This is a genomic window from Kribbella flavida DSM 17836 (genome assembly GCF_000024345.1).
Taxonomy (GTDB): domain Bacteria; phylum Actinomycetota; class Actinomycetes; order Propionibacteriales; family Kribbellaceae; genus Kribbella; species Kribbella flavida.
The window spans coordinates 4,874,481-4,898,856 of record NC_013729.1 but is presented as its reverse complement, the minus strand read 5'-3'; the positions used below and the strand labels follow the sequence as shown (position 1 = coordinate 4,898,856).

Annotated in this window: 21 protein-coding genes and 2 pseudogenes; 15 read left to right on the top strand and 8 right to left on the bottom strand. The window is 65.5% G+C overall.

The genetic code is table 11. The annotated features are described in order from the left end of the window. Positions 1–46: 46 nt before the first annotated feature. Positions 47–316 carry a hypothetical protein gene (locus KFLA_RS22550; RefSeq protein ID WP_237706567.1) on the bottom strand — a complete coding sequence of 90 codons (270 nt, stop codon included), beginning with the start codon at positions 314–316 and terminating at the stop codon, positions 47–49. A gap of 281 nt (positions 317–597) precedes the next feature. On the opposite strand from KFLA_RS22550, the gene KFLA_RS22545 reads away from it, so the two are divergent. From KFLA_RS22545 to KFLA_RS36845, 3 genes are all read left to right on the top strand, one after another. Then, positions 598–1,047 (top strand): hypothetical protein, encoded by a 450-nt coding sequence (locus tag KFLA_RS22545; RefSeq protein ID WP_012922124.1) that lies wholly within the window; start codon positions 598–600, stop codon positions 1,045–1,047. 1,222 nt (positions 1,048–2,269) lie between these two features. Then, positions 2,270–2,827, top strand: a complete 558-nt coding sequence (locus tag KFLA_RS22540; RefSeq protein ID WP_041290393.1) for a GNAT family N-acetyltransferase — start codon at positions 2,270–2,272, stop codon at positions 2,825–2,827. Between the two features lie 1,135 nt (positions 2,828–3,962). Beyond that, on the top strand, positions 3,963–4,334 hold the full coding sequence (locus tag KFLA_RS36845; RefSeq protein ID WP_012922121.1) for a VOC family protein: 372 nt from the start codon (positions 3,963–3,965) through the stop codon (positions 4,332–4,334). Between the two features lie 174 nt (positions 4,335–4,508). Here KFLA_RS36845 and KFLA_RS39715 read toward each other — a convergent pair. Both KFLA_RS39715 and KFLA_RS39710 read right to left on the bottom strand, forming a co-directional pair. Then, positions 4,509–4,574, bottom strand: a pseudogene (locus tag KFLA_RS39715) (hypothetical protein); the annotation flags it as partial. 94 nt (positions 4,575–4,668) lie between these two features. Further along, positions 4,669–4,782: pseudogene (locus KFLA_RS39710) on the bottom strand (ATP-dependent DNA ligase); the annotation flags it as partial. A 629-nt stretch (positions 4,783–5,411) separates the two neighbouring features. On the opposite strand from KFLA_RS39710, the gene KFLA_RS35855 reads away from it, so the two are divergent. The 4 genes from KFLA_RS35855 to KFLA_RS22515 all read left to right on the top strand — a co-directional run bounded on the left by KFLA_RS35855 (position 5,412) and on the right by KFLA_RS22515 (position 7,900). Further along, entirely contained in the window at positions 5,412–6,182 is a 771-nt protein-coding gene (locus KFLA_RS35855) for a winged helix-turn-helix domain-containing protein (protein ID WP_012922120.1), read from the top strand. Further along, positions 6,124–6,759, top strand: coding sequence for an alpha/beta hydrolase family protein (locus tag KFLA_RS39705; protein WP_083792903.1), 636 nt, complete (start codon positions 6,124–6,126; stop codon positions 6,757–6,759). Before KFLA_RS35855 ends, KFLA_RS39705 begins: the two co-directional genes overlap by 59 nt. 68 nt (positions 6,760–6,827) lie before the next feature. Next, positions 6,828–7,334 carry a hypothetical protein gene (locus KFLA_RS35845; RefSeq protein WP_012922118.1) on the top strand — a complete coding sequence of 169 codons (507 nt, stop codon included), beginning with the start codon at positions 6,828–6,830 and terminating at the stop codon, positions 7,332–7,334. Positions 7,335–7,477: 143 nt separating this feature from the next. Then, positions 7,478–7,900, top strand: coding sequence for an SRPBCC family protein (locus KFLA_RS22515; RefSeq protein ID WP_012922117.1), 423 nt, complete (start codon positions 7,478–7,480; stop codon positions 7,898–7,900). 1,076 nt (positions 7,901–8,976) lie between these two features. Here KFLA_RS22515 and KFLA_RS36825 read toward each other — a convergent pair. Further along, a complete protein-coding gene (locus tag KFLA_RS36825) occupies positions 8,977–9,888 on the bottom strand; it encodes a GNAT family N-acetyltransferase (protein WP_083792902.1) in 912 nt (303 codons plus the stop codon). Between the two features lie 182 nt (positions 9,889–10,070). On the opposite strand from KFLA_RS36825, the gene KFLA_RS22505 reads away from it, so the two are divergent. After that, a complete protein-coding gene (locus KFLA_RS22505) occupies positions 10,071–11,225 on the top strand; it encodes a serine hydrolase domain-containing protein (RefSeq protein ID WP_012922116.1) in 1,155 nt (384 codons plus the stop codon). 410 nt (positions 11,226–11,635) lie between these two features. On the opposite strand, the gene KFLA_RS22495 is transcribed toward KFLA_RS22505, so the two are convergent. Beyond that, positions 11,636–13,216, bottom strand: coding sequence for an alpha-amylase family glycosyl hydrolase (locus KFLA_RS22495; protein ID WP_012922115.1), 1,581 nt, complete (start codon positions 13,214–13,216; stop codon positions 11,636–11,638). Continuing rightward, entirely contained in the window at positions 13,213–13,869 is a 657-nt protein-coding gene (locus tag KFLA_RS22490; RefSeq protein ID WP_012922114.1) for an RraA family protein, read from the bottom strand. Before KFLA_RS22490 ends, KFLA_RS22495 begins: the two co-directional genes overlap by 4 nt. A 96-nt stretch (positions 13,870–13,965) precedes the next feature. On the opposite strand from KFLA_RS22490, the gene KFLA_RS22485 reads away from it, so the two are divergent. The 7 genes from KFLA_RS22485 (at position 13,966) to KFLA_RS22455 (ending at position 22,428) form a co-directional block, all read left to right on the top strand. Further along, on the top strand, positions 13,966–14,721 hold the full coding sequence (locus KFLA_RS22485) for an IclR family transcriptional regulator (protein ID WP_012922113.1): 756 nt from the start codon (positions 13,966–13,968) through the stop codon (positions 14,719–14,721). Then, a complete protein-coding gene (locus KFLA_RS22480) occupies positions 14,718–15,491 on the top strand; it encodes an SDR family NAD(P)-dependent oxidoreductase (protein ID WP_012922112.1) in 774 nt (257 codons plus the stop codon). Before KFLA_RS22485 ends, KFLA_RS22480 begins: the two co-directional genes overlap by 4 nt. A 14-nt stretch (positions 15,492–15,505) precedes the next feature. Continuing rightward, a complete protein-coding gene (locus KFLA_RS22475; protein ID WP_012922111.1) occupies positions 15,506–17,245 on the top strand; it encodes a dihydroxy-acid dehydratase in 1,740 nt (579 codons plus the stop codon). A gap of 16 nt (positions 17,246–17,261) precedes the next feature. After that, positions 17,262–18,899 carry a N,N-dimethylformamidase beta subunit family domain-containing protein gene (locus KFLA_RS22470; RefSeq protein ID WP_012922110.1) on the top strand — a complete coding sequence of 546 codons (1,638 nt, stop codon included), beginning with the start codon at positions 17,262–17,264 and terminating at the stop codon, positions 18,897–18,899. A 247-nt stretch (positions 18,900–19,146) separates the two neighbouring features. After that, a complete protein-coding gene (locus tag KFLA_RS22465; protein ID WP_041290390.1) occupies positions 19,147–19,782 on the top strand; it encodes a LysE family translocator in 636 nt (211 codons plus the stop codon). A gap of 418 nt (positions 19,783–20,200) precedes the next feature. Continuing rightward, positions 20,201–20,557 carry a hypothetical protein gene (locus KFLA_RS22460; protein WP_012922108.1) on the top strand — a complete coding sequence of 119 codons (357 nt, stop codon included), beginning with the start codon at positions 20,201–20,203 and terminating at the stop codon, positions 20,555–20,557. A gap of 305 nt (positions 20,558–20,862) precedes the next feature. Next, positions 20,863–22,428 carry an alpha/beta hydrolase gene (locus KFLA_RS22455; protein ID WP_012922107.1) on the top strand — a complete coding sequence of 522 codons (1,566 nt, stop codon included), beginning with the start codon at positions 20,863–20,865 and terminating at the stop codon, positions 22,426–22,428. Positions 22,429–22,431: 3 nt separating this feature from the next. On the opposite strand, the gene KFLA_RS37550 is transcribed toward KFLA_RS22455, so the two are convergent. Beyond that, a complete protein-coding gene (locus KFLA_RS37550; protein WP_148256702.1) occupies positions 22,432–22,710 on the bottom strand; it encodes a hypothetical protein in 279 nt (92 codons plus the stop codon). A 585-nt stretch (positions 22,711–23,295) separates the two neighbouring features. Next, on the bottom strand, positions 23,296–24,375 hold the full coding sequence (locus KFLA_RS22450; protein ID WP_012922106.1) for a nucleoside hydrolase: 1,080 nt from the start codon (positions 24,373–24,375) through the stop codon (positions 23,296–23,298). Between the last annotated feature and the right edge of the window lies 1 nt (position 24,376).

Here is a 24,376-nt window from a genome sequence, read left to right as displayed (position 1 = left end):
ACCCGTGACCGGAGAAACCTCACCGCGTCACTCTCGCGGAGCGACGTCACTCGTCGGTGAGCACCCACAGTTCGCTCCTGCCGCCGCCGATGTCGTCACAGCGAGTGTCCCGGGCACCGTTGTCCTGATACCAGTTGGCCTTCTGGAAGCATGTGAAGTGATCGTAAACGCCGATCTTGTGCCACCCGGGACCGGCCTGTGAGACGGCGCCGACGCCTACCACCGGTGCTGCCTGGACCGGCAGTACGGCGAGTGCCGCAGTGCCGAGCAGTGCGCCGAACCCAGTGACCACGGCGAGAATCCTGCGTGAACTCATGTGCTCTCCAAAGGGGGTCATCGTGCCTGCTGGAACCTACGATTTCGGTGCCGAACTCGACGAGCAGACAGGTGGCAACTGCCCGACAATCCGATCGCCAGCGCAGCGAGTGCTCAGTCAATCCGACCCGGGCCATTACCGCTATGTATTCGGTGTGTATCCAATCGTTAGCGCCGCTCGGACGAGATCCCGGTGCGGGCCGAGGGCACAGTTCCGCCGGGGCCCGGATGGCGCGCGCACCCGGAGGGCGCCCGGACCGACGAGAGACCACAGCAGCGAACATGCGGTACGCCGTACGGGGCGACGCCGACATGGCCAGCATGGCGGGAGCGAAGCGTTCAACGGCTGTGGAGGGGGCGTCGTGCCGGATCCGGCTGGAGTGGCGTCCAGTGGTTTCGATCGCCTTCGGGTCCTCGATGCTCGGCACTCTGGCCGGGAAGCTGTTCGACCGCGGCGGCGCTCAGAGCCAGACCATCCGCGCGGGGTACGCCGATGCGGTCAGGGCCCTCAACCCATGGGGGCAGTTCCCCTTGCGGATTCACCGTCGCGTCGCCGATTCAGCTGACACGCTGGCCCGGCTGGAAGCTTTCCGAGCACAGACCAAGGAATCGCTGGTCTACTCGACTGGCTGGGGGAGTTCGGAGAGCGCCGAGGGGCAGTGGCCGATCGCGTACGCCCAAGCCTCGTGGGTATGGAGCACGGCAACCGCAGAAAGGTTCCCGCTGTCCTGAGCGACGATCTGACCGAACTGCCACAGCCGAAGGGCTTCATGCGCCCGGCTTTCGTGGATCGATTCCCGGCCCAGTCGGTAGAACCCGCCGGCGATGAGAGCGAGATCGTTGATTCCCGCGCCAGGACCAGGCCAGCGGTCAGTTAGTGCCGAGCGGCACCGTGGTCGCCGAACGCATGGCTCGGCCACCCAGCGACCTGGTACATGTCTGACAGGGCAGTGATCGGCGGCGAGTCGAAGAGGGCGCACACCGAGCAATGGACTCGGGCGACCCGTGCTCAGCGGCTGCTCCCCCTGAAGCGGGGGAACCGGACGCGGAATCTGTGTCCCTCACTCCCTCGGCTCGGCGTACCGATACGCCGAGCGCCCCGGCCCTGCCTCCTCGCCAGGACCCCCGGAAGTACTCAACCCCATCGCCATCCCCACGGATGGACTGAGCGCTCTTCCTCCCCGAGCCTGGCGGCTCCGGCCTGCCGGTGGGCGGGCGCCTTGACCCTGCATCGGCGCCCGCCCGCCGTTCCACATCTCTCCGCCACCCACCTACGACAGGCCACGAAGGCCTCGCGGCATGCGCAAACCGAAGGACCTCGTCGACGACGCCGAGACGCCGGCCGATCTGATCGTGGCCGCGGTGCGGGGCCGCCGCTTGAGAACAGCCTCGACCCGCCTCAGGGCACGAACGCCGCGACGTTCGCTCGTTCACGCCCTCCCCGACGGCATCCCCGTCCGCCGCAGCCGCGAGCAACTGCGCGCGGTCGCTCGCCCTGCCCGGACTGCTAGACGAATGACCGAGCCGGCCAGGCAGAGGTCGTGCCCCCGTGTCGACCGTACGGCGGACCTCAGCGCGCCGCGTGCGATGCCGGCCGGCGATCGCCGAAGGGGCTGGACAGCCGGCTCGCCCCTTGCCGCCACTCCAGCGTTACGAGACATCTGGCGAATCGAACAGTGAACCGCCCGTTGTCCGGCTTCAAGTGCAACCGGACATGGATCACCAAGTTGAGGAGATCCCGGAAGTCGGGCGGCCGTCCACGTGGCCTGCCTGGACGGTCGGACTGCCAACCTGGCGGTGCTGCGGTTGGTCGCCGTCGTCCGGGCTGGCCTGCTAACGGATCTGCGCTCGCACCGTGCCCACGACTCCTCCCCGCCGCCGACGGCACGTACGCCGTCCGGAGCTGTCCTAAACCAGTGGCCTGACCCGTGCCGTGGTGCGCAAACTGCTCCTCGTGACCGATTTCTCGTATAAGCCGACGCTCACCGGCAAACTGGTGGTCCTGCGCTGCCTCGACGAGGGCGACTTCCCGATGATGAAGGCCGCGATGGACGATCCCGAGGTGACCCGGCTGACCGGTAGCCACGAGGAGATTTCCGACGAGCGGGCCCGCGAGTGGCTGCGGACGCGCAAGGAGCAGACCGACCGGCTCGACCTCGCAATCGTGGACCGGTCCACCGGCGACGCTGTCGGTGAGGCGGTGCTGAACGAGTACGACCCGGACAACCGGTCCTGCAACTTCCGGATCCTGATCGGTCCCGCCGGCCGCAACCGGGGGCTGGGGACCGAGGCGACGAAGCTGATCGTCGGGTACGGCTTCGAGGAACTCGGGCTGCACCGGATCAGCCTCGACGTGTTTGCGTTCAACCCGCGGGCTCAGCGGGCGTACGAAAAGGCCGGGTTCGTCGTCGAGGGCCGGCTTCGCGACGCGCTGTGCTGGAAAGGCGAGTGGATCGACTCGATCGTGATGGCGATCCTCGAGGACGAATGGCGCGCACGTACGGAGGCGTGACCGAACGTTCGCCGTCTGACCGGCGCGGGCATCTCCATCGCGTCGGATATCTCCGACTTCCGCGGGCCCGCAGGCGTGGTGGACGATGGACCCGGCGGTCCAGGCGATGTTCGACATCGAGAAGTACGTCGCGTCCGCGGAGGTCGGGGGCGGCCGGCTGGGAGTTCCCGCTGGCGGCCGTAGGTCTGGACCGCCGAACCGAACGCCGCGAAGACCGAGGATATCGAGGGCGTTCGGCCGTGGCTGTTCCGGCACCAGGAGTACGGCCCCTCATCTCCGACCGCGAGAGCGAACGGCCCGACGACGGGCGCCGTTCCCGCAGGACCGAGACCGCCTGCGGGGTGGCCACCGGCCAACGGCCGACCAGCCGACATCGACCAGCCACAACAGCCGAACCCGCCTGGACAGACGTGCGCGTAGCTTCTCCCCGCGGCGGGCTTGCATCACGCCTCTCGAGGACCCGCAGGTACCGGCACGCCGAGGCCATGAGCCTTTGTCGAGCTTGTTGGTCTCGCGACGAGCGTCTCGGTGACAGTCAGGTCGGGTCAGACAGACGACCGGGGCAGGAGGTTTGGTGAAGATCAGCAGCCTGAACATGTCTGCAGCGTCAGTAGAGTTGCCGAATGAGATCTCAGGGAACCAGGTGGACGCCGTCGGCGCGGATTGTTGATCATCAGCATCATTAGTCTTGTATTGGCACTTGTCTCGATTGTTCTGGCGATCACGGATCTCGGTGGGCTGCGCCGGCTGCGTGTCGGGCTTTTCCTCTGCGTCGCCGGCAGTTTCTGCTTGGCGTATCGCGAAAGGCGGACCCTAGCCAAATCGGCCCAAGCAACTCTGAATGAGACCGCGATTCCTTGCAAATCGGGGTGTCGTCAAGGAATCTGTCACCAGCGGTACAGCCGTTGGCGCCAAGCATGTCAGCCTTGCATGACCAGACGGCTGATGGGTGGTCGATCGGCTCGATCACGCCACCGACGATCACCTCGACGGTGTCGCGGCGCTTCCACTTTCAGAGGGTTGTGTTCGGTGTCGTGCACTGTCGCGCCGGAGCAGGTCGCCCCGGGGCCGACCGTAGGCACTGCTCAACTGAAAGGCCATAGCGGGGGTGGGGCAGGTTAAGTAGGCTTCCCGGATGGAGATCGTAGTGACGCTCGACTGTGTCGATTCCGAGGCGCAAGCAGAATTTTGGCTGGAGGCTCTCACGCCACTGAACTATCGGCGCGCTTTAGACGCCCCGCCATACCTCATCCTGACCGCGCCCGGCCCAGCACCGACGCTGACGCTGCAGCAGGTTCCGGAGCCGAAGCAGGGAAAGAACCGAATGCATCTTGACCTCCAAGTCGAGAACCTGCTGGCAGAGGTGGAGCGACTGGAGCAGCTGGGCGCCCGGCGGCTGTCCGATGAGCAGACCGAGCAAGGCTTCCGATGGGTCGTTCTCGCCGACCCAGAAGGCAACGAGTTCTGCGTCTTCCTGCCGCCAACGACATCTGGCACAGAAGGATAGAAAGTCACGTCTCCGACACCTGTCGCGCACCCATCGGACGCCTTGGACCGAACGCTGACGGCGCACAACAGGCCGCAGACTACGAACCGTCCACCAAACCAGCGCACCAGAATTCACCTTCACCCATTCCCGCCGGCCGGGCCGGTACCGGCTGGTAGCGCCCTTGACCACAAGGCCTTCGACCCCGGAGGCCTTGAACCCTTCCAGCCACTCGCGCGCCTCGGCGACATCGCTGGTCACCGGAGACAGTTGCAGCGGAGCGCCGCCATGCCTCGGCGAGAGCTTCCAGTCGGTTGCGGCGGGCCGTCCATCGCATCGGCCGTACGCCGACGTTGCCGACCGCGAGCACGTCGAACACGACCAGCGAGGCCGGCTGCGCTGATGCCAGTCGGCGCCGCACGGTCGCGGCGGCGTTGACCATCCGGGCCTGCAATGCGTCGAAGTCCATGCACTCGCCGGTCCACACCACCAGCTCGCCGTCGAGTACACACCGCTACCCAGACCTCTACGCCCGAGAGCGCTTGAAGTACGCGGAGCGACCCCACGTCATGGATCACTCAGTGCATCCGCTCGGGCGTCGATGGGCCGACGTGTTGTTCTTTTCACCTGTCCACGCGAACTTGATCTTCGACGCACTCCGCGAGTCGGGCCGGGTGAGCAGCCAGCCCGCCTACTGGACCATCGAGGCGGATCTGCTCGCGCCCGAACGGACGTGCATCTGCTCAAGCGCCTGCGCACCTTGATGGCCACCGAACCGCTGCTGCCCTGGGCTGATATCCCTCATGTGCTCCACCGCGGCACCATCCCAGTGACGTCCCTTCGGACCTCGGACGGCGGCGTCATCCGCAACAGTCGGGGTCGGTAGTTCCAACCGGCAGCTAGCCGAAGAGCGGGCTGCGCCAAAGTGGCCCGCTCCTGTCTCCATCAACCCCACCCTCGATCCAGTTCAGTACTCCTTCTTCTTGGCAGCCGCGCAAGTGGTAGACACAGCAGCCCCCTCTCCACGAGCCATCGGCATGCCGGCTGTCTGCGAGGTTGTGTCGAGCAGCCGGAGTCGCGTTGCACGATAGTCCACGCGTGGTTTCCGATGCATGGACGGCGGACGAGGTAGCAGATCTGGGCGCCGCGAAGGCGCTGGCCAATCCACTCCGGCAGCGGATCCTGCGTGAGCTGGACATTCTCGGCGAGGCGACGTCGACGGTGCTGGCGAAACGACTCGGTGTCACCAGTGGTGGCACGAGTTACAACCTGCGAATCCTCGCTGAGCATCGGTTCGTGGAGGACATCCCGGAGCGCGCCCATGGACGCGAACGGTGGTGGCGCCTGATCCGTCGCGATCTTCGCTTCCCGCGCCGCAGCGAGCAGGATCCGGCACCGCAGCAGGCGATCGACGAGCTCAACGACGTTTGGCTGACCGAGGACCTGCGGACGTTTGCAGAATTTCTGCGGTTGCGGCCGGAGCTCGGCGCATGGTCGGATGCGCTCCCGTATTCGCGGGGGTCGATCCGGGCTTCTCTCGACAGAGACCACTGCATGCTGTCCTTGTGCAACCTGGCGCTGATCGGCGCCGTCCTGGTGCCGGCAACTCCGGCACCGTCCGATCTGGTCACCACCGAGGTAACTTTCAGCAGTGGCTCGCAAACACTGCACGGCTCGATCGTCGCACCTCGGTCGGCCGATGCGCCCCTGCCCGGCGTTGTCCTGCTGGCAGGCGCCGGCTCGACCGATCGTGACGACTACCGGCGCGAGGCGGAGTCGTTCGCCCGCGCCGGTATCGCCGCTCTGATCTATGACAAGCGATCCGGCTACTCGAGAGCGACAACCTCCTTCGACGATCATCGCCGATGACGCCGTTGCGGCCGTGAGGCTGTTGCGCGAGCATCCTGGAGTCGCATCCCGCCGAGTTGCCCTGTGGGGCCACAGCCAGGGCGGCTGGATCGCCCCCCTTGCCGCGGTGAAGGCACCTCAGGTCGCCTTTGTCGTCACCGTGGGCGCCAGTGCCGTGCGGCCGGACCGCACCCAGCTCTGGAGTAAACGGACCTACCTGACTCACGCGGGCGTCTCACCGCGACTGCTCGATCCGATCGGGGTCAATCTCAGCCGGATGCTGATCGCCGCACGGCTCTTCGGTGGGACCGCGAACGATCCGCTCGCCAATCTCGGGCAACTCCGCCAGCCACTGTTGGGCGTGTTCGGCGAACAAGACCGCTCGACTGCTCCAGGCGAAAGCCTGAGACTCTTCCGGCAGGCTCTGGAGCGAGGCGGCAACCAGCACTACACCCTGCGCGTGGTGCCGCGCCTCCCACACGATGCGGGTCAGTGCCGACGGCTTCAGCGAGAACGAAGCAGCCGACTTCGCGCCGCAGTTCATCTCGCTGATCACGTCGTGGATCAAGAGCGGTGCGGCGCCGTCGACTGCCGATGAGCCACCGGCACAGGTGCTGGCCAGCGAAGAGGTCATGCCGTTGCGGTGGTACGAATCGGTCGAGTTGCATGACGCTTCTCGCGCTGATGCTGGCCGCCTTCGCCGCCTATCCGGCCGCGGCGCTGGCTCGGCGGGGCCGGCCCGTGATGGCCTGGCCGGCGCGAGGGCTTGCCGGCGCCGGCCCGATCGTCATCGCGGGCACTGCGACGTATCTGTTCTCCGTGGTGGCCGCCGGCGCGACAAATGTGGTGTCCGCGGTGTTGGGCCGGCCGTTGATCTGGCTGGTCTTACAGCTGGCCGCAATCTGCATAGTTGTGCTGCTGGCATGTCTGGTGGTCGGCTGGCGACGCCACACTCGTTCCATCGGAAGTCTCGAGAAACTCCGGTACGGCGTGCTGGTCGGTGCTGGAGTGCTGTTCGTGCCCTGGGGTCGGCATGCCATCGCGCCTATCAGCTCATCCCGACCTAGAACCTCTGCGAGCTCCTTGGCGTGGCGGGCGTGTGCGCCTTCTTCGCTGCGATCGCGCCTGGAGCTGGGAGTGGGTAAGGATCAAGTGATGACACCCATGACATAAGCCGTGATCGGCATGTCGAGGCAAGAGTTGCGCAAGCGAGGCGGAGCTCCTAACCTAGCAACGCAACCATTGGTTGCGTTCGCTGCCTCGACCGATGCGCTGCAGCGTTCGGAGTGTAGGTGTCGAGGTTGGGAGAGACGGTTATGGCCCAGAGCTTCAGTACGGACGTCGAGGTTCGAACCACGCCGGACGAAGCCTTCGCGGCGATCACGCGTCCTCACGTCTGGTGGAACCCCGAGATCGAAGGACGATCAGAGACCGCAGGAGACGAGTTCGGCTTTGATATGCCGGGCCTTCACCAAACGCGTCTGAGAGTTACAGAGGCCATCCCGGGGCGCAGGATGGTATGGCATGTTCTCGAGAATCACTTCAGCTTCGTCGAGGACCAGGAGGAATGGGTGGGCACCGACATCGTCTTCGATGTCGCATCAAATGCTGAAGGCGGCGTCACGATCACCTTGACGCATGTCGGCCTGGTGCCCGAGCTGGAGTGCCACAACGTCTGCTCCGGCGCTTGGACCGACCTTGTGGGAACCAGCTTACGGAACATGCTGACGTCCGCGTAAAGCGGCGGAGAGTGTCGGTGTGTGGAGCGATCAGCACGACAGGGCAGCTGGGGTGGCGTTGCGCCCGCCAATGAAGTCGTCGGGCAACTCGCCGAGCCTGTCAGTCGGCGAGCTGCGCTTTTGCGCCCTGACGATGCGCGATGAACGCCAGTTCGGGACGAGCCCCGAGGCGACCGCGTGGCATGGGCAGCGCTTTCACGAGCGACTTGCTCGAACGCCCTGCTGAGCTGATGGTGAGGCCGGGTACCAGGCGGGCCGTCTGAACGATCCGCGACTTAGGTAGCACAAGATGTCCGTGTACGAGCAGGGTCCTCCGCCCATGCAGGGTTCTTCGGCTGGTATGCCGCAACGTCGGGTGCCTGTCCGCCCGGGCGGGGGCGCCGCTCACCGGCCAGAGGGTTCAGAGACCAAGCCGGCGTTCAAGACCACGGAGCTGATCGCTTACATGGCCGCGGTGTTTGGGGTGCTGCTCGCTGCGGCCGTGGTCGGCGATGACGGCGATGGTCACGACGGCTTCGGCTCTGACCGGGCCGGCTGTACGTCACGCTGCTGACCATCGGCTACCCGATCAGTCGGGGACTGGCCAAAGCCGGCAGCCGCCACTGCGACTACTAGACCGACGCGCAAGACACCGGGCCGGCAACGCACCGCTTTGCCGGCCCGGCGCAGTTTTCGCTACTCCGGTTGATTAGCGAGGCAACTTCGGGCGACTGATACCTACTGAGGGCGCTGGCCGGTGTCCGTGCTGACCCGTCGAGAGACGGGCCGGGCGCTGACCTGACGCAGTTGCGCGAGGTGATGGATCAGCTGCGGCGTCGCTGCAGTATCCGTCGACCTTGACGAGGCTCCGACCGTGATGACGTCGGGCGCCGCCGCCTCGGTACCGGGCATTGAGCACCGCAGCATCGAGCAACCGGCAAAGACCGACGGATCCGCACGCTGGCTCCCACCGGCATGCTGGCCATCCGGACCGAGCCGCGCTTGAAGCGCGGGGTGATCCGACGCTTCGTGGTGCCGGAAATCAGCGATGTCCGAGTCCGAAACCAGCGCCACGCCGCGGAGTTGCGGTCATCGGCTCAGTGTGCCTGGTCGGCGCCTGCATCAACGCTCCACGTCATGACTGTCTGCCGTGCCGTTTCGTGATAGCCGAGCCATTCATTGACCGCCAGCATCGGCGCGTTGTGCAAATTGTTCATGGTGAAAGCGTGGCGGTAGCCGGCCTCGGCGGCCCACCTCAACGAGGCCGACTTCACCAGCTTGGCCAGCCCTCGACCGCGGTATGCGGCCGAGGTGCCGGTCATGTCGTTCCAGATCGACGACCCGCCGCACGCGACAACGGTCACCGCGGCGGGTCTGCTGTCCACGAGGACGGCTGCACCCAGTTGGTGGTTGTAGTTCGTCGATCGCCACACGGCGGACTCGAACCAGTCGAAACTGACGTCATAACCTGCTTGACCGGGAATGTCCGCCGCGGCTTCGGCATACAACAGGTGTACATCACGTGGATCGAGTTCGCTCAGCCGTACAACGCTGAGTCCCGGTGGCAGGCTCGGTCGGTCCCTCAGGGACCGCAGATCGAGCCCGGCGTATCTGACCACGTCACCTGGAACCCCACCGTGCCCGGCCGCGAACGCAACTCCTCCATCCGACGCCAGTGCCTCGAGCGACCTAACCTCCTGACGCGCGAGATGATCAGCAATCCGCTCAGTCAGCGCAGTGGCCACCCCCTGCCGGCGATGACCTGGGTGCACGATCAGCGTAAGACCGAAGATTCCCGCTTCTGTGCGCGCCGCCGCCGGCCCTGTCCGAGCCCAGGCCACCAGTTCCTCATCCGAGATGGCCACCCATACGCGGTGTCGATCGTCAGCCGCAGCGCGCTCTACCGCCATGCGGAAACTGTTCGGCGTTTGTACTAGATAGGGATGGACTGTTGAAGCCAGCTCGGCTGCCTGCTCGGCGTCGGCACCGACTGCTGGTCGGATCTTCATCTGTGCAGGCTATGCGAGCTAGGGGGCAGCACCGCTTTCGCCATGCGCGGCACTTGCTGGCATGGCTCTCACAGGGCGACGCTATTACCTGCGCGGGATCGAATGTTCAATATGTTGGGCGGTAATCTCTTGTGGCGGCGGGGCCACCTCGCTTGTGATGACGCCGAACTAGCGTTCTTTGCATGACAAGGTTCTCCACGATCTTCATGGTCTCGGCCGGGATCGCTGTGGCTGGGTTGCTGGGTTCGGCCACCGCGGGCGCCACGCCGACGCCTTCCCGACTGCAGCAGGACACGTCGGCGATCCATCGGGCCGGTGTCGTCGGTGTGCAGGCCCGGGTGGTTGCCGCCGATGGGCGGGCGCGGGTGGCGACGGCGGGCACGGGGGACCGCCGGACTGGGCGTCCCGTACCTGCCAATGGTCGCTTCCGAATCGCCAGTACCGGTAAGACTTTCAAGGCCACGGTTGTCCTGCAGTTGGTCGGTGAGGGCAGGATGTCGCTGAATGATCCGGTCGAGCGATGGCTGCCGGGGCTGATCCGCGGCAACGACAACGACGGCCGCCGGATCACCGTCCGCCAGCTTCTGCAGCACACGCACGGGCTGGCCGATGACATGCCTGGCTATTACGACACTGAGGCGGACTTCTACGACCGCCGGTTCGACGTGTATACGTCCGAGGAATTGGTGGCGCGCACACTGCGGCACGAACCGTTGTTCGGACCGGGCGAGCAGTGGAGCTACTCCAATATCGGGTACGTTCTGGTCGGCATGATCATCGAGCGGGTCACCGGCCGGCACTGGCACGACGAACTACGAGATCGGGTGATTCGGCCCCTCGGCCTGAAGCACACCGGGCCGGATCGTCGCGCGAGCCTCCCATCTCCGCACGCGCGCTCCTACCAGTCCTTCGAGCAGGACCGGTTCATCGATGTGACGGAACAGATTCTGGACGATCGCCACGGCTCGCTGGTGTCGACGACTCGTGACGTCAACGAGTTCTTGCGAGCACTGCTCGGTGGGCGCTTGCTGCGGCCTGCCCTGCTCGCCGAGATGTTGACCTCGCGTGACCTCGACCCTGTGGTGGCCAAGCTCATGCCTGACAGCCAGTACGGCCTCGGGATCTTCAGGCGACCGCTGCCGTGCGGTGGGTACTACTGGGCGCATGGGGGTGGCGAGGGCGGCTTCATCAACGAGAACGGTGTCACCGAGGACGGCCGCCGTAGCGCTGTGGTCTCCATGTCGAGTGTGCTCGGCCGAGAATGGAACGACGCCCTTGCGCAGCAACGCATCGCAGACCAGCTGGTCGGCAACGCGCTGTGCGCAACAAAGCAGTAACTGCGCAACTCAGTGCCACCAGTCAGCGAAAGGCTGGCACACCGGTTACGATCACCGCCACCCAAGGTCACCACACGCACCTTCGCCACCGGACTCATCAACGACGGAGTGCGACTCGAGGGCATCACCTTCTTCCGTCGAGGACTTGGCGCCTGCAACGGCTTCTACACCATCCTGGGACTCGGTCGTGACACCAAGGCCGGCGTCACGGAGCCGTTGCTCGGCTGGTTCCTCCCGGACCAGGGGAGTGGCAGGACGAAGGCCGATGCCCGAGACGACATGGATCGCTTGTAAGCACGAGGGCGGTCGGAGGGACTGCTCGGCGCCCCAATGCTGCTCACACCGAGCTTGGCAAGCTGATCGAATCACCTTCAGATTGCTCAACCGGGATCGTGGCCGGCGCCGCAAGCTCATGAAGGCGGGCGCAGATCGATAACACATCCTTCGTCCGGGCCGAGGATCGCGCTGTCGTTGACCAGAGATGTGGTCCGCCTGGTCGAGATCAGGAGCCGAGCACCGGCGAGGGAAACGGTGACAGTGCTGTCGGAACAGTTGACCAGGATGCGGAGACGGGCACCGTTGAACTCGCGGTCGTAGCTCAACACCCCGGCGATATCGAGCGAACCAACCTGACAGGAACCGGCCCGCAGTGCGCGGTGAGTCCGGCGAAGAGTCAGCAAGTCCCGCGTGAGGTGGAGCGTGGAGCCCGGATCCTGCAGTTGAGTTTCGACATCAAGGCCTTGATGGTTGCTGCCGATCGGCAGCCACGGCTGAGCCTCGGCGGCGCAGAATCCGGCGTGCGGAAGATCGGCGGTCCAAGGCATCGGCGTACGAGCCGGATCACGGCCGATGCTGGCATCGGCCTGGACCCAAGGGTCGCGTTTGTCCCGGGCTTGGAGCTCAGCATCGGGCAGGCCCAACTCGTCTCCGTAGTACAGGAAGGGCGTGCCGCGGAGTGTGAGAAGCACCAGGAGAGCTGAGCGGACCCTGGCTGCTCCGAGTCGGCTGGCGGCCCGAGATATGTCGTGACTACCGATCACCCAGTTCGGCCAGGCAGCTGCAGGAAGTCCGGCTTCATAGTCAGTGATGAATCGCTGCAGTGCCTGTGCTGTCCAGGGAAGAAACAGCAGCCAGAAGTTGATCGGCAGTTGGAGGGCATCGTCGTTGCCGTAATAACTTGTGAGGCGCGGCATCGGCAGACCGTACTCGACCTCGCCGATCAGGACTCGACCGTGTCCATAGCCGTCCGTGAGGGCTCGGAAGGACCGGAGTAGATCGATAGTTTCCGGCTGATTCAACTGGTAGCTGGCGGTGGCGGGTTGATAGCCGCCGGCGTTGTCGAGAGGCTCGTCGCGCAACTGCTGATCCTTGATCAGGTAGTCGACCATGTCGATGCGGAATCCGTCGACGTCACGGTCGAGCCAGAAGCGCAGAACGTCATGCATGGCCTTCACGACGGCGGGATTGCGCCAGTTCAAGTCCGGTTGGGTGGGCAAGAACGAGTGCAAGTAGTACTGGTCGGTGCGTGCGTCGTGAGTCCAGGCGGATCCGCCGGTGACGCTGCGCCAGTTGTTCGGTGGCCCACCGTCAGGTGCTGGGTCGGCCCACAGGTACCAGTCACGGTACGGACTCGCGGTGCTGGACCTGGACGCCACGAACCAATGATGCTCGATCGACGTGTGGTTGGGGACGAAGTCCACGATGACTCGCAGCCCGGCCTGGTGCGCTGCTTTCACGAGGTCGTCGAAGTCACGCAGTGATCCGAAAAGAGGGTCGACGGCTGTGTGATCGGTGATGTCGTAGCCGAAGTCTGCTTGGGGCGAGCGGTAGAAGGGGCACATCCACAGCGCGTCAACGCCCAGCCAGGACAGGTAGGGCAGCCTGGCGATGATGCCGGCAAGGTCCCCGACGCCGTTACCAGCTGTGTCCTGGAACGATCGTGGGTAGATCTGGTAGATGACCGCATCCCGCCACCAGTCCTCACAAGTCACAGGACACCATGCTGGTCAAACGCCTGCCGCAAAGTAGACCCGCGGGCAACGGAAGCCCGAACGTCGTGCTCGGCCGCCTGTTTGGCTTCAACCGCCCTGGTCAACCGCGGTACGACCTGCTGCGGGACCACCACGACCCCGTCTGTGTCGGCGACGATCAGGTCCCCCGGTACTACGCGTACGCCGTCGATCTCGATTGGCACTTGATGGGCGACGACATCGAGCCTGCCCTTGCTGTCGTAGGGCACACTGCCCCGGTTGAAGACCGGGAACCCGGATTGCGCCAGCGCCTGGGCATCTCGGACGAACCCGTCGGTAACCGCGCCGGCGACTGCCTTGTGCTGGCATGCCGCGGTGATCAACTCACCCCACACCGCGGCCGCCGCGGAATTCCCGGTTGCGAACACAACGACAGCGCCGGCGCTGACGTGGTCCATCCCCTCCAACAAGCCTTGATAAGGGCTGGCTGGGTTGGGATGAGCCGCCGCTTGCGCCAGCAAGGTGAAGGCCGGGCCGACTAGGCACGTGGGATTGGCCGATTCCGATCGAACAGGTGCTAGGCCCGGCCCGAGGCACTGGTGGCGCAACCCGAAGGTGTCGAGCGCATCGGCGACCAGTGCGCTGGTCAGCTCGTTGCCGTGGAATGCATTCATGGTCCTACCTCTCCGTTGACTTCGGGATTTCAGTGTCGATATGGTGATCCGAATAGTCAAACGGAGCTGTTACGCATACCGAGACAAGGCGGGGAGATGGGCTCTCTTGAACATGGGCTTGAGGTGCTGGAACTGTTAGCGGCCCGGGGAACCGAAAAGCTCGTCGGCGTCGCCACTGAGCTGGGCGTAGCACGTGCTACGGCTCACCGACTTCTGAGTACGTTGCAGTCTCGGGGCTACGTCGAGCACCTGCCTGAAAGCCACCTGTACCAGTTGGGCCCGGCAGTGGCAGAACTGTCGTTTCGCTCGGACCTTTCGCGTTTGCCGGAATTGGCGGCGCCGGCGATGGCGGATCTGCACGCGCTGACAGGTGAGACGATCAATCTGGCGGTGCTGCGACGAGGCCGGATCGTGTGGTCCCGATCGATCGACGGTCGGCACGCGATCCGATTGACCACCGTGCTGGGAGAGTCGGTGCCGGCTCATGCAACGGCGATCGGCAAGGCAGTTCTGGCAGCGTTGCCCGCTGAGGAATGGGCAGGGCTGCTCGGCCCTGAGCCTTACCATCGCTTCACCCCCACCACACGCACCACTCTGGCGGCGCTTCAGGCGGACGTCGACAAAGCACGAACAGCCGGATACGCCATTGATGACGGTGAGTCGGAGGTCGGCGGGGTCTGCTTTGCTTCCGTGATCCTCGGCCTCGCCGGGCAGCCGATCGGGGCGATTTCCGTGGCGGCGGTCGAGGCGCGCTGGCCTGTTGACACGGCCGAACAGATTGGCCCCGCGGTGCACCGCTGGTGCAAAGAGATTTCCAGTCGTCTGTCTCAAGGCGTGCGGACTGTGGCGTGACCGGCCGTCTCACCGGGAAGATCGCGGTGATCACTGGTGCCGCCAACGGCATCGGCGCCGCCACCGCGTTGCGACTGGCTTCCGAAGACGCCGCCGTCACTTGCGTTGACATAGACACCTCAGCACTCGAGCGCCTTGGTGACGAACTGTCCGCTGCTGGGGCCAACTATCTGCTCGTGGCCGCTGATGTGGCCACGGCCGAAGGCAACGAACGTGCCGTCGATGAGACGGTCGAAGCATTCGGTGGTGTGGACATCCTGCATGCCAACGCCGCCATCCAGATGATGGGTCGGCTGCCCGATTCGGCGCCGGAGACATGGGACCGGCTGTACGAGGTCAACCTGCGCGGGGTCATGCTCGGCGTGAACTCCGTTCTGCCGCACATGCAGCACCGTGGCGGTGGGTCGATCGTCATCACCGCATCCCTGCTCGGCATGGTCGGCGACCCCGAGATGCCTGTCTACGGTGCGATGAAGGGCGGTTTGCGTGCCTTGGCCAGGTCCTTGGCCGCCGCACATGGACCCGAAGGGATACGCGTCAACACAGTTTGCCCGGGCGACGTCGACACGGCGTTGCTCGAAGACTTCTTCGCCTATCAGCCAGACCCGGAGGACGCTCGTCGGCGACTGCTCGACCGCTATCCGCTGCGACGGTTCGCGGTGCCCGAGGACATAGCGCACGCCGTACTCTTCCTCGGCTCGGACGAGGCCCAGCAGATCAGCGGGATCGACCTTGTGATCGACGGTGGCCTGCTCGCTCAGATCTATTGACAAGGAGTTACCTGATGCCACTGCGCAGCGCCGCTTGGCTCAGTGGGGACGACCTGCCGGGCTTTCTACATCGAGCCTCCCTCCGTGCCACCGGTTTGTCGCCGGCAGCTCTCAACGGCCGCCCGGTCGTCGGCATCGCCAACTCGTGGTCGGAGCTGGTGCATTGCAACCTGCATTTACGAGGTCTGGCCGACGCGGTCCGTCGCGGAGTGCTGCAAGCCGGAGGGCTACCGGTGGAGTTCCCGACGATCTCCCTGGGGGAGAATCTGATGAAACCGACCGCCATGATGTACCGGAATCTGATGGCGATGGACGTGGAGGAAAGCATCCGCGCCTATCCTTTGGATGCGGTCGTCTTACTCGGCGGCTGCGACAAGACCGTACCGGCCCAACTGATGGGCGCGGCCAGTGCCAACGTGCCCGCCATCATGGTCACGGGTGGACCGGCAGTCCCGGCTGTCTTCCGCGGTCGGCGCCTTGGCGTCGGCACCGATCTGTGGCGGTACGCCGACCAGTTGCGCCGCGGTGAGATGAGCCGATCGGAGTTCGCCGACCTGGAGCAGGCGTCGATGCCCGGGGCCGGGCATTGCACCGAGATGGGCACTGCGTCGACGATGGCCACTGTCACCGAGGCGCTGGGCATGAGCCTGGCCAATGCGGCTGCCGTGCCGGCCGGTGACGCCCGCCGATACGCAGCCGCCGAGGCAGCCGGAGCCCGCGCGGTCGCCTTGGCGACCAGCGGGCCCCGCCCGGTCCAGGTACTCACCCGGCCGGCGTTCCTGAATGCCGCCACGGTCCTGGCCGCCATCGGCGGCTCCACGAATGCGATCGTTCATCTGCTCGCGTTGGCCCGCCGGGTTGGCGCCGCCCTCACCCTCGACGATTTCGATGCAGTCGCCGCACGCACCCCGCTGCTGGTCAACGTCCGGCCTTCAGGAGAGCATCTGTTCGAGGACTTTTACCACGCAGGTGGAGTGCCCGCTCTACTGCATGAGCTCAAGCCCCTGCTCGACACCACGGCACTGACCGTCTCTGGCCGTTCACTGGGCAATCAGGTTGTAGGCCCGGTGAACGACCGGACGGTCATCGCCTCTCTGGACGACCCATTCGGGCCGCCCGGGGCGCTGGCCGTGGTGCGCGGCAATCTCGCTCCCCGCGGTGCCGTCATCAAAACGAGCGCTGCCTCGCCCCACCTGATGCGGCATCGCGGACCCGCCGTCGTGTTCGACAGCATCACCGACCTGGCCGACCGGATCGATTCCCCCGACCTCGCCGTCACCGCCGACTCGGTGCTCGTCTTGCGCAACGTCGGCCCGGTGGGCGGCCCGGGCATGCCGGAGTGGGGACAACTGCCAATCCCCACCAAACTCCTTCGCGCCGGGATCACCGATATGGTCCGCATCTCCGATGCACGGATGAGCGGTACCGCCTACGGCACGACAGTGCTGCACGTGGCACCTGAAGCCGCGGTGGGCGGCCCACTGGCCGCCGTCCGCGACGGCGACATGATCGAACTCGACCTCCCCGCCCGATCGCTACGGCTTGACCTGCCCGAACCTGAGATCGATCGGCGCCTCCAGCACAACCCGCCGCCACCGCGTCCCTACCGCCGCGGTTGGGGGCACCTCTACACCGAGCACGTTCTGCAAGCCGACGACGGCTGCGACTTCGACTTCTTGACTCGCACGGTCGACGGTACCGACGAAACCGACCTTCCGCTCGGTCTGCTCAGCGGCTGGCACGGCGGATGGTGAAGGGAAACGCACACTCATGAACAACTCACAGTTCGGCACCGGGCTCGGCCCGATGCGGACGGCACTGGTGCGGCCCCAGGGATTCAAGGCCGAAGAACACTGGTTCTACGAGTTCCCCTACAACGATCCGCAGTTGCTGGAGATCTGGTGCTATACCGACAACATGTCATACGCCCCTGGCGATGAGGTCACCTTCTACGTTCACACAACCGGATCCACCTATGATCTCGATATCGTCAAGGACGGACTTCACCCGCGGACCGTACACTGCGCCGAGGCGCTGCCCGGCCGCCGCCAGGAAACCCCGGACGACTGCTCCGTTCGCGGTTGCGACTGGCAAGCTACCTACGCAGTGCGGATCCCTGCCGACTGGCCGTCGGGCTGCTATCTCGTAGTGGTCAGTACCACCAACGATCGCGGTGAGACGCGGCGCAGCGAGCACTACTTCGTCGTCCGCGCGGGCGCCTCGGCAACGAGCACGGCGCCTATGGCTCTGGTGCTGACCACCAGCACCATGAATGCGTACAACGATTGGGGTGGCGCCAACTCCTACGGCGGCCTCGGCCAAGACCCTGCTCAGCGAATCCACTCACCGGTGCTGTCCTTGCACCGGCCCATCGCCCGCGGTCAATTGGTCAAGCCGCTCGGTGCGCCAGGACCGGTCAACTCTTTCCCTCACTCGCCCACGGCCGATGTCCGGTTCGAGAGCTATGAGTGGGCTTTTGCCAACGGATACGGCTATTGGCACGCCAGCGCAGGTTGGGCAACTTACGAGCGCCCCTTCGTCGTCTGGGCCGAAGCGCAGAACTACGAGTTCGACTATCTGACCCAGCATGACCTGCACTACCGACCCGAACTGTTGGACCGCTACCGCAGTCTGGTAGTCGTCGGTCACGACGAGTACTGGTCGTGGCAGATGCGCGATCACATCGACGACTTCGTCGAGGGCGGTGGCAACCTGGCCCGGTTCGCAGGCAACTTCTACTGGCAGATCCGGCTCGAGAACAACGGCGCCACCCAAGTCTGTTACAAGACCTCCGCAGCGGACGATCCCGTCCTCGGCAGCGACCAGGAGCACCTGCTCACGTCCAACTGGGACGACCCGCGGATCAATCGTCCCGCGGCAGCCACGATGGGCCTATCAGGGTCGAAGGGCATCTATCACCGCTATGCCGGCAGAGTGCCCAGAGGTGCCGGCGGGTTCACCGTCTATCGTCCTGACCACTGGGCGTTTGAAGGCGCCGACCTGTACTACGGGGACCTGCTCGGCGCCTCGAGCGGCGTGGTCGGCTTCGAAGTCGACGGGGTGGACTACGTGATTGCCGACGGGTTGCCTCACGCTACCCAAGCCGACGGTGCCCCACAGTCCTTGGAAATTCTCGCCTTGGCGCCAGCAGTGATTGACGAAGACGCAACAGCCAGCATCGGCGCCATGTTCGCGGGCCGCCCGCCTGGCCACCTCCAGCACCCACACGGTTCCGGCATGATCGCCACCTTCCATCGGGGGGACGGCACCGTTTTCAACGCCGGATCCGCCGAGTGGGTCCGCGGCCTCACCAACGGTGACACTCAAATCAAGGACGTCACCCGTACCGTCCTGGACCGCTTCGCCAGCCCCTCGGCTCCAGCAACCCGGACGGCTGGCAAATTGTGAGCTGCACCGGTGGAACACCCGACCACTCACAACGTCATTGTTCGGTCCGCCCGAGTCGTGCAGCACGCCCAAGGACCGGAGATGCAGGTGGACAGGTCGGAACTGGACCTGGTCCCGCGCGGCGGGGATCTTTGCTCCGTGATCCGGGCGTTGTTCCTGGGCTCGGAACCGAGCGAGGTCGTCCACCGGCTCGATCTCGTGAGACAGCATCGACGATGCTGTTAGCTGCTGTGGCAGCATGATGGGGATGATCGTCGATCCGCAGTTGCTGGTGGCATTTGTAGTGACTACTGCCGTAGCGATGGTGGTGCCGGGCCCCGACATGTTGTTCGTACTGGGGTGTGGCATTCGTGGCGGTGCGAGGGCAGGACTGCTAGCGACCTGCGGGGTTGCAACCAGTGAGGCGATTCATGTCGCGCTGGCGGCTGCGGGACTGACTGCGTTGTTCGCTGCAGTGCCGACGGCCTTCAACGTGGTGCGGGTGATTGGAGCCGCCTATCTGATCTATCTGGGTGTGCAAGCGATCCGCGGTCGCGGCAAGCTCGAGATGAGCGAGGCGTCCGACGAGGTGGCGGGACTGGGCGGCCGCCAGGCGTATCTGCGAGGTTGCCTGACGAACTTGCTGAATCCGAAGATGGTGACCTTCACGATCGCTTTGCTACCGCAGTTTGTCAGCCCCCAGCTCGGGCAGATCTGGCTGCAGTTCGTCGTGCTCGGCGCGATCCTGGTGGCGTTCGAGTTCTTGGTCGACGGCAGCGTCGGGCTACTCGCCGGCCGCATCGGCGGACTGCTCCGCCGCCGACGTGCAGTACGCCGGGGACTGGACGTCACAGCGGGTGCCATCTTCATCGGCCTGGGCGTACGTCTGGCCGTCGAAAAGTAGCCCCGCTCGGCGTCGGCCTCGACAAACTCCGCGAGCTCCTCCGCGCCGGCGTACTGACCCGGCACCGCTACAGCCTCAGCCCCATCTCGACCGACGAAATCCAACACTTCATCAACACCGGCGCCCTCGCCGACCCTGTCCACCGCGTCCGCATCCCAACCCACTACACCGCATAGCAACTCGGCCTCGATCCCCGCGCGCTTTCCCATCTGGCCAAGGCCGACCGCATTCCTGCGACCCTCGACCGGCGCGGGTGATGGTTCCGGCCGGAGCACGTTGAGCGGTACCGACAACCACGTGGTGCCCACGCCGCTCGCGGCGTACTCAGTCCGGCAGCTGACCGCCGAACTCGACCCCGTGCTGTTCGAGTTCGGCGCGCACGGGTGACGGCTAGCACACTACGAGAGAGGACCCACCGATGAGCACCTACGAAGAACTGACCAAGCTCGCAGGCGACGTCCACGAGTGCGTGCAGGCGCTGATGCACGGCACGTTCCGTACGACGCCGGCGCCGCTGGTCTACGCGCTGACCGGGAACCTGAAAGTCGCGAGCTGGGGACTTGCCCAGCTGTCGGAGCAGCTGGGCAGCGGACTGCGTCGCTCGCTTACCGAGTACGAGGTGTACGACAACAACCGCGAGCCGGGGCAAAGCGTCGACCAGGCCGGGGCGGAACTGCAGCGCGCCGCCGATCTCGCGCGCCAGCTGGCCGCCGCCTTCGAGAAGGCGCAAACCGCGATCAACCAGCAGGGCCACAACGGCAAGAAGGGCAGGTGACGACGTAGGACATGGATCTTGCCTTCGACCGGCACCCACAGCCACGGCAGAGGCTCCATCTGTGCTGTAAGTCCGTACTTTAGTCACCGGGGAACGCATCCGCGCCTAGCAGGTGAGGCGTTGTCAGCGGCAATCCACATACCGCGTCGTGCATATGCAGATGTCATTTTAGGTGTGAGTCGAATTCTTTGACCTTGCACAGTGCGCTGGCGATTATGAGTTGTCGAAGCGCGGTGGTTCGCCGCGAAGCTTCCTCACCCCGTCCGTTTCTTCTTCCTGCTCAGCAGCTGACAAGTTGAGGAGTCATGCCCAAACGCGCTCTTCTGGCCCTTGGCCTGGCCGTTCTGTCTTCTTTCACCGTCTCCACCTTCAGCGCGAGCGCCGCTCCGCTGAGTACGGACATTCCTTCCAAGACCCGGCCCACGCCAGCCGGTGGGGTCGCGTCCGTCCCCGTACCGGTACTGAACTGGGCGCCGTGCGACACCAGCGGAGACGGTTACCAGTGCACGACCGCGCAGGTCCCGCTGGACTACAGCCAGCCGCAGGGGGCGAAGGTCACCCTGTCGCTGATCCGCAAGCCGGCGACTGTTCCGTCGCAGCGGATCGGCTCGCTGTTCACCAACCCTGGGGGTCCTGGCCTGGCGGCGTCCCTGATGGTGCGTGACCTCGGCGAGAACGCGCCGGTCGAACTGCGTGAGCGGTACGACATCGTCGGGTTCGACCCGCGTGCGGTCGGTGGCAGCACGCCGAAGGTCAGCTGTGTCTCGCTGCCGGAGTATGCGGAGCAGTGGGCTGCCACACCGGGTCGGCTGTCGTCGGGCGGCTTTGAGCGTGCGGTGACGTTCGGCAAGCGGTTCAGCGACGGGTGTGTCGCCAACAACGCAGCGCTGCTTCCGCACCTGGGCACCGAGAACACTGCCCGCGACATGGACCTGCTGCGCGCCGCGGTCGGCGACGAGCAGCTGAACTTCTTCGGTTTCTCCTACGGGACCTACCTCGGCACCGTGTACGCGAACCTGTTCCCGCAGCGCACCAGAGTGCTGGCGCTGGACGGGGCGGTCGGCCCGGACTCGTTCGTCAACCGGCCGTACGACAACAACCACCGGCAGTACGTCGCCGCGGAGGCATCGCTCAACCGGTTCTTCGCCTGGTGCACCAAGTCCCCGGCCGACTGCTCGTTCGGCGACGGCCGGCCGGCGGACGCTTTTCGCCGCCTGCAAGCGAGCCTGGACGTCACTCCGGTCCGCGACGCCAACGGCAAGGTCGTGGCCAGAGGTGGTCTCTTCACCTTCTGGGTCTCCCTGGAACTCGGGTACGGACAGTCCAACTGGTCCTGGCTCGCAACTGAACTGCAGAAGGCGGCCACCACCCGCAGCGGCGCCCTCGTCAGCCCGATGAGCGACGCTTACACCAGGTACATGAACCTCAACACCGCGATCGAATGCGCCGACCGCCGGTTCCCCCAGGACGTGAACCTGCTCCGCGGCAAGCTGGCTGCCGCGATCCAGGCAGCACCGCTGCTCGGCCCGGCCCTCGCCCACGGTCCGGCCAACTACGACCAGGGGCACGCACAGGCCTGTGCCCAGTGGCCGGCCGAGCGCAAGTCGAGCTACGCCGGCCCGTGGAACGCGCCGGGCGCCGCGACCGCTTTGGTCATCGGCACGACCCATGATCCCGACGTGCCGTTCCAGGACGCGGTGGAACTCACCAACGCCCTGGACAACGCCCGCCTGCTCACCTTCGAGGGCACGACCCACACAACCTGGCACTACAGCGAATGCACCCGATCCATCATCACCAGATACCTGATCGACGGCACTCTTCCGCCCCATCACACGGTCTGCGCCGACGAGCCGATGCCCACGCGCTGACCGCTACCCGGGGCCGGTCTCTTGCCGGGAACCGGCCCCGGTGGCGGTGTGGACCGCTCGCCGCTTCATGCGCCCTTCTGATGACGGACGAGGTGCGCGTACCACATCGGTCGGCTCACTTGGACACAGATCGAACTGATCGCCGGCCGATGCGAACCCTCGATAGCTTTCGCGCGTGAAAATCTCGAAAACTGTCCGTCGGCTCGCGATCGGCGCGTCCACCACGGCATTGATCGCCGGCGGGTTGATCAGTGGCGCAAGCCCTGCGTTCGCCGGGACCATCCACACTCCTCCGCCTGGGTGCAACGCCACCCTCACCTACTGGGTCGGCGATGCTCAGTGCGCTTGGAGCGCTCGCGCATTTCAGGCTCTTGTCCGCTGCTCGGACGGCTCCTATCGAACCGGCCCGTGGCTGACCGGGCCGAGCCCGGTGTGGTCGCGGGCGAGCTGCTACAACAGCAGGAATCCCCATGTTTACGCCACTGATGTGTGGGTGAACGTGGGCTGATCCGAAGCAGCAGCGTCGGAGTCGGGCAGGCCCGTAGCCGTCAGCATGCGCTCGCTGCGACCAATTCACCTCAGCTAAGACCCGCAGTGCATGTCAACGCCGCCACCCGAACGAGGCAAACTGCGCCCCCAGCGAGGGTGTCGGCTCCGCAATCTACGGTGCTGGAGCCAACACCCAGCGGGTGCTGATCCGGTAAGTGGCGATTCGCCTGAGTCCGCATCCGGCAAGCGATCAAACCGAATGGGCACGCCGGCGTCGACGCCAGTCCGATGGGCAAGTTCGACCGGGTCCGAGTGGCGGGACGGCGTACGACGCCCGGTGGCGGCGACCTGGCTTCCGGTGCTCTCTCGGGGCAGCGGTCAGTGTGCGGCTGTCGGCCACTGGTTCGGTCGGAACGACTGGTACAACGCCGGCATCGCCTCTGTCATCGCCTTCTCGTACTCGGCGGGGTCGTCGCGCACGAAGATCGTGGTCGAGGCCGGCTCATCGGTGAGCTGGAACGAGTAGAGCCCACTGGGATGCGTGGTCGTCGTGCACGGGACCTGATCGTTGCGGAAGGCGACATCGCCTGGCTGCCGGTCGTCCGCGCGGATGATCCGGTGCGTGCCGTCCAGGCGCCGAACCAGTATCCGTCCGGAGACGTTCATCCAGACAGCAGTTTCCCAGACCGAGTGCGATCGGCGGTAGATGTCGGCCATCACCTCTGGTGGCGCGTCTTCTTCCAAGGCGCGGAGGTAGTCAGGACGCGACGACCGTGCCAGCGCGTAGCCCAGATATCTTCGCAGCGGAGGATGCATGCCTTCGATCCAGCGCAGGTCGGGCAGCGACCAGAAGGTGTTGTGGTGGTCGTAGGCGTAGCAGCTGTCGATGGTTGCGCAGGGATAGAGCGACAGCGGCAGGCCGGAGTCGACGATCCGCATCATGGCGATCGGGTCCTGGACGACGTTCCACTCGAGGTACGTCGGGGTGGTGGTTCCGGCGGACAGGTGGATCCGAGCGACCTTGGCATGCAGCAGCTCCGGTTCGCGGTTGAAAGCGATGGCCAGCGGACGAGCCGATCCGAAGGACAGCAGGTGCACCGGCTCGGTGCTTTCCTCGAGCACCCGCAGCAGCAGTTCGATCCCGAACTGCTGCGCGGCCGGCACATCCCGCATCTGGTCGGTCAGGCTCCGCATCCGGGTGAACGGGCACATCGCGGACGGCACGTTCCGGCCGAAGATCGCGTTCAGCTGCGCCACCGGGATCACCCCGGGATCGCGGGGTCCCGGGTAGCCGGGGACTCCGCCGTCGATCAGCGCCCGCTTCTCTTCCAAGGCGTCGAGGATGACGGCGCGCAGATCGACCTCGGGCAGCCCGTAGGCCATGATCAGATCGATGTTGTCGCCAGGGTCTTCGGGCGGGTGGTAGAGATCGGTGATGCTCACCACGGGCACGGACATC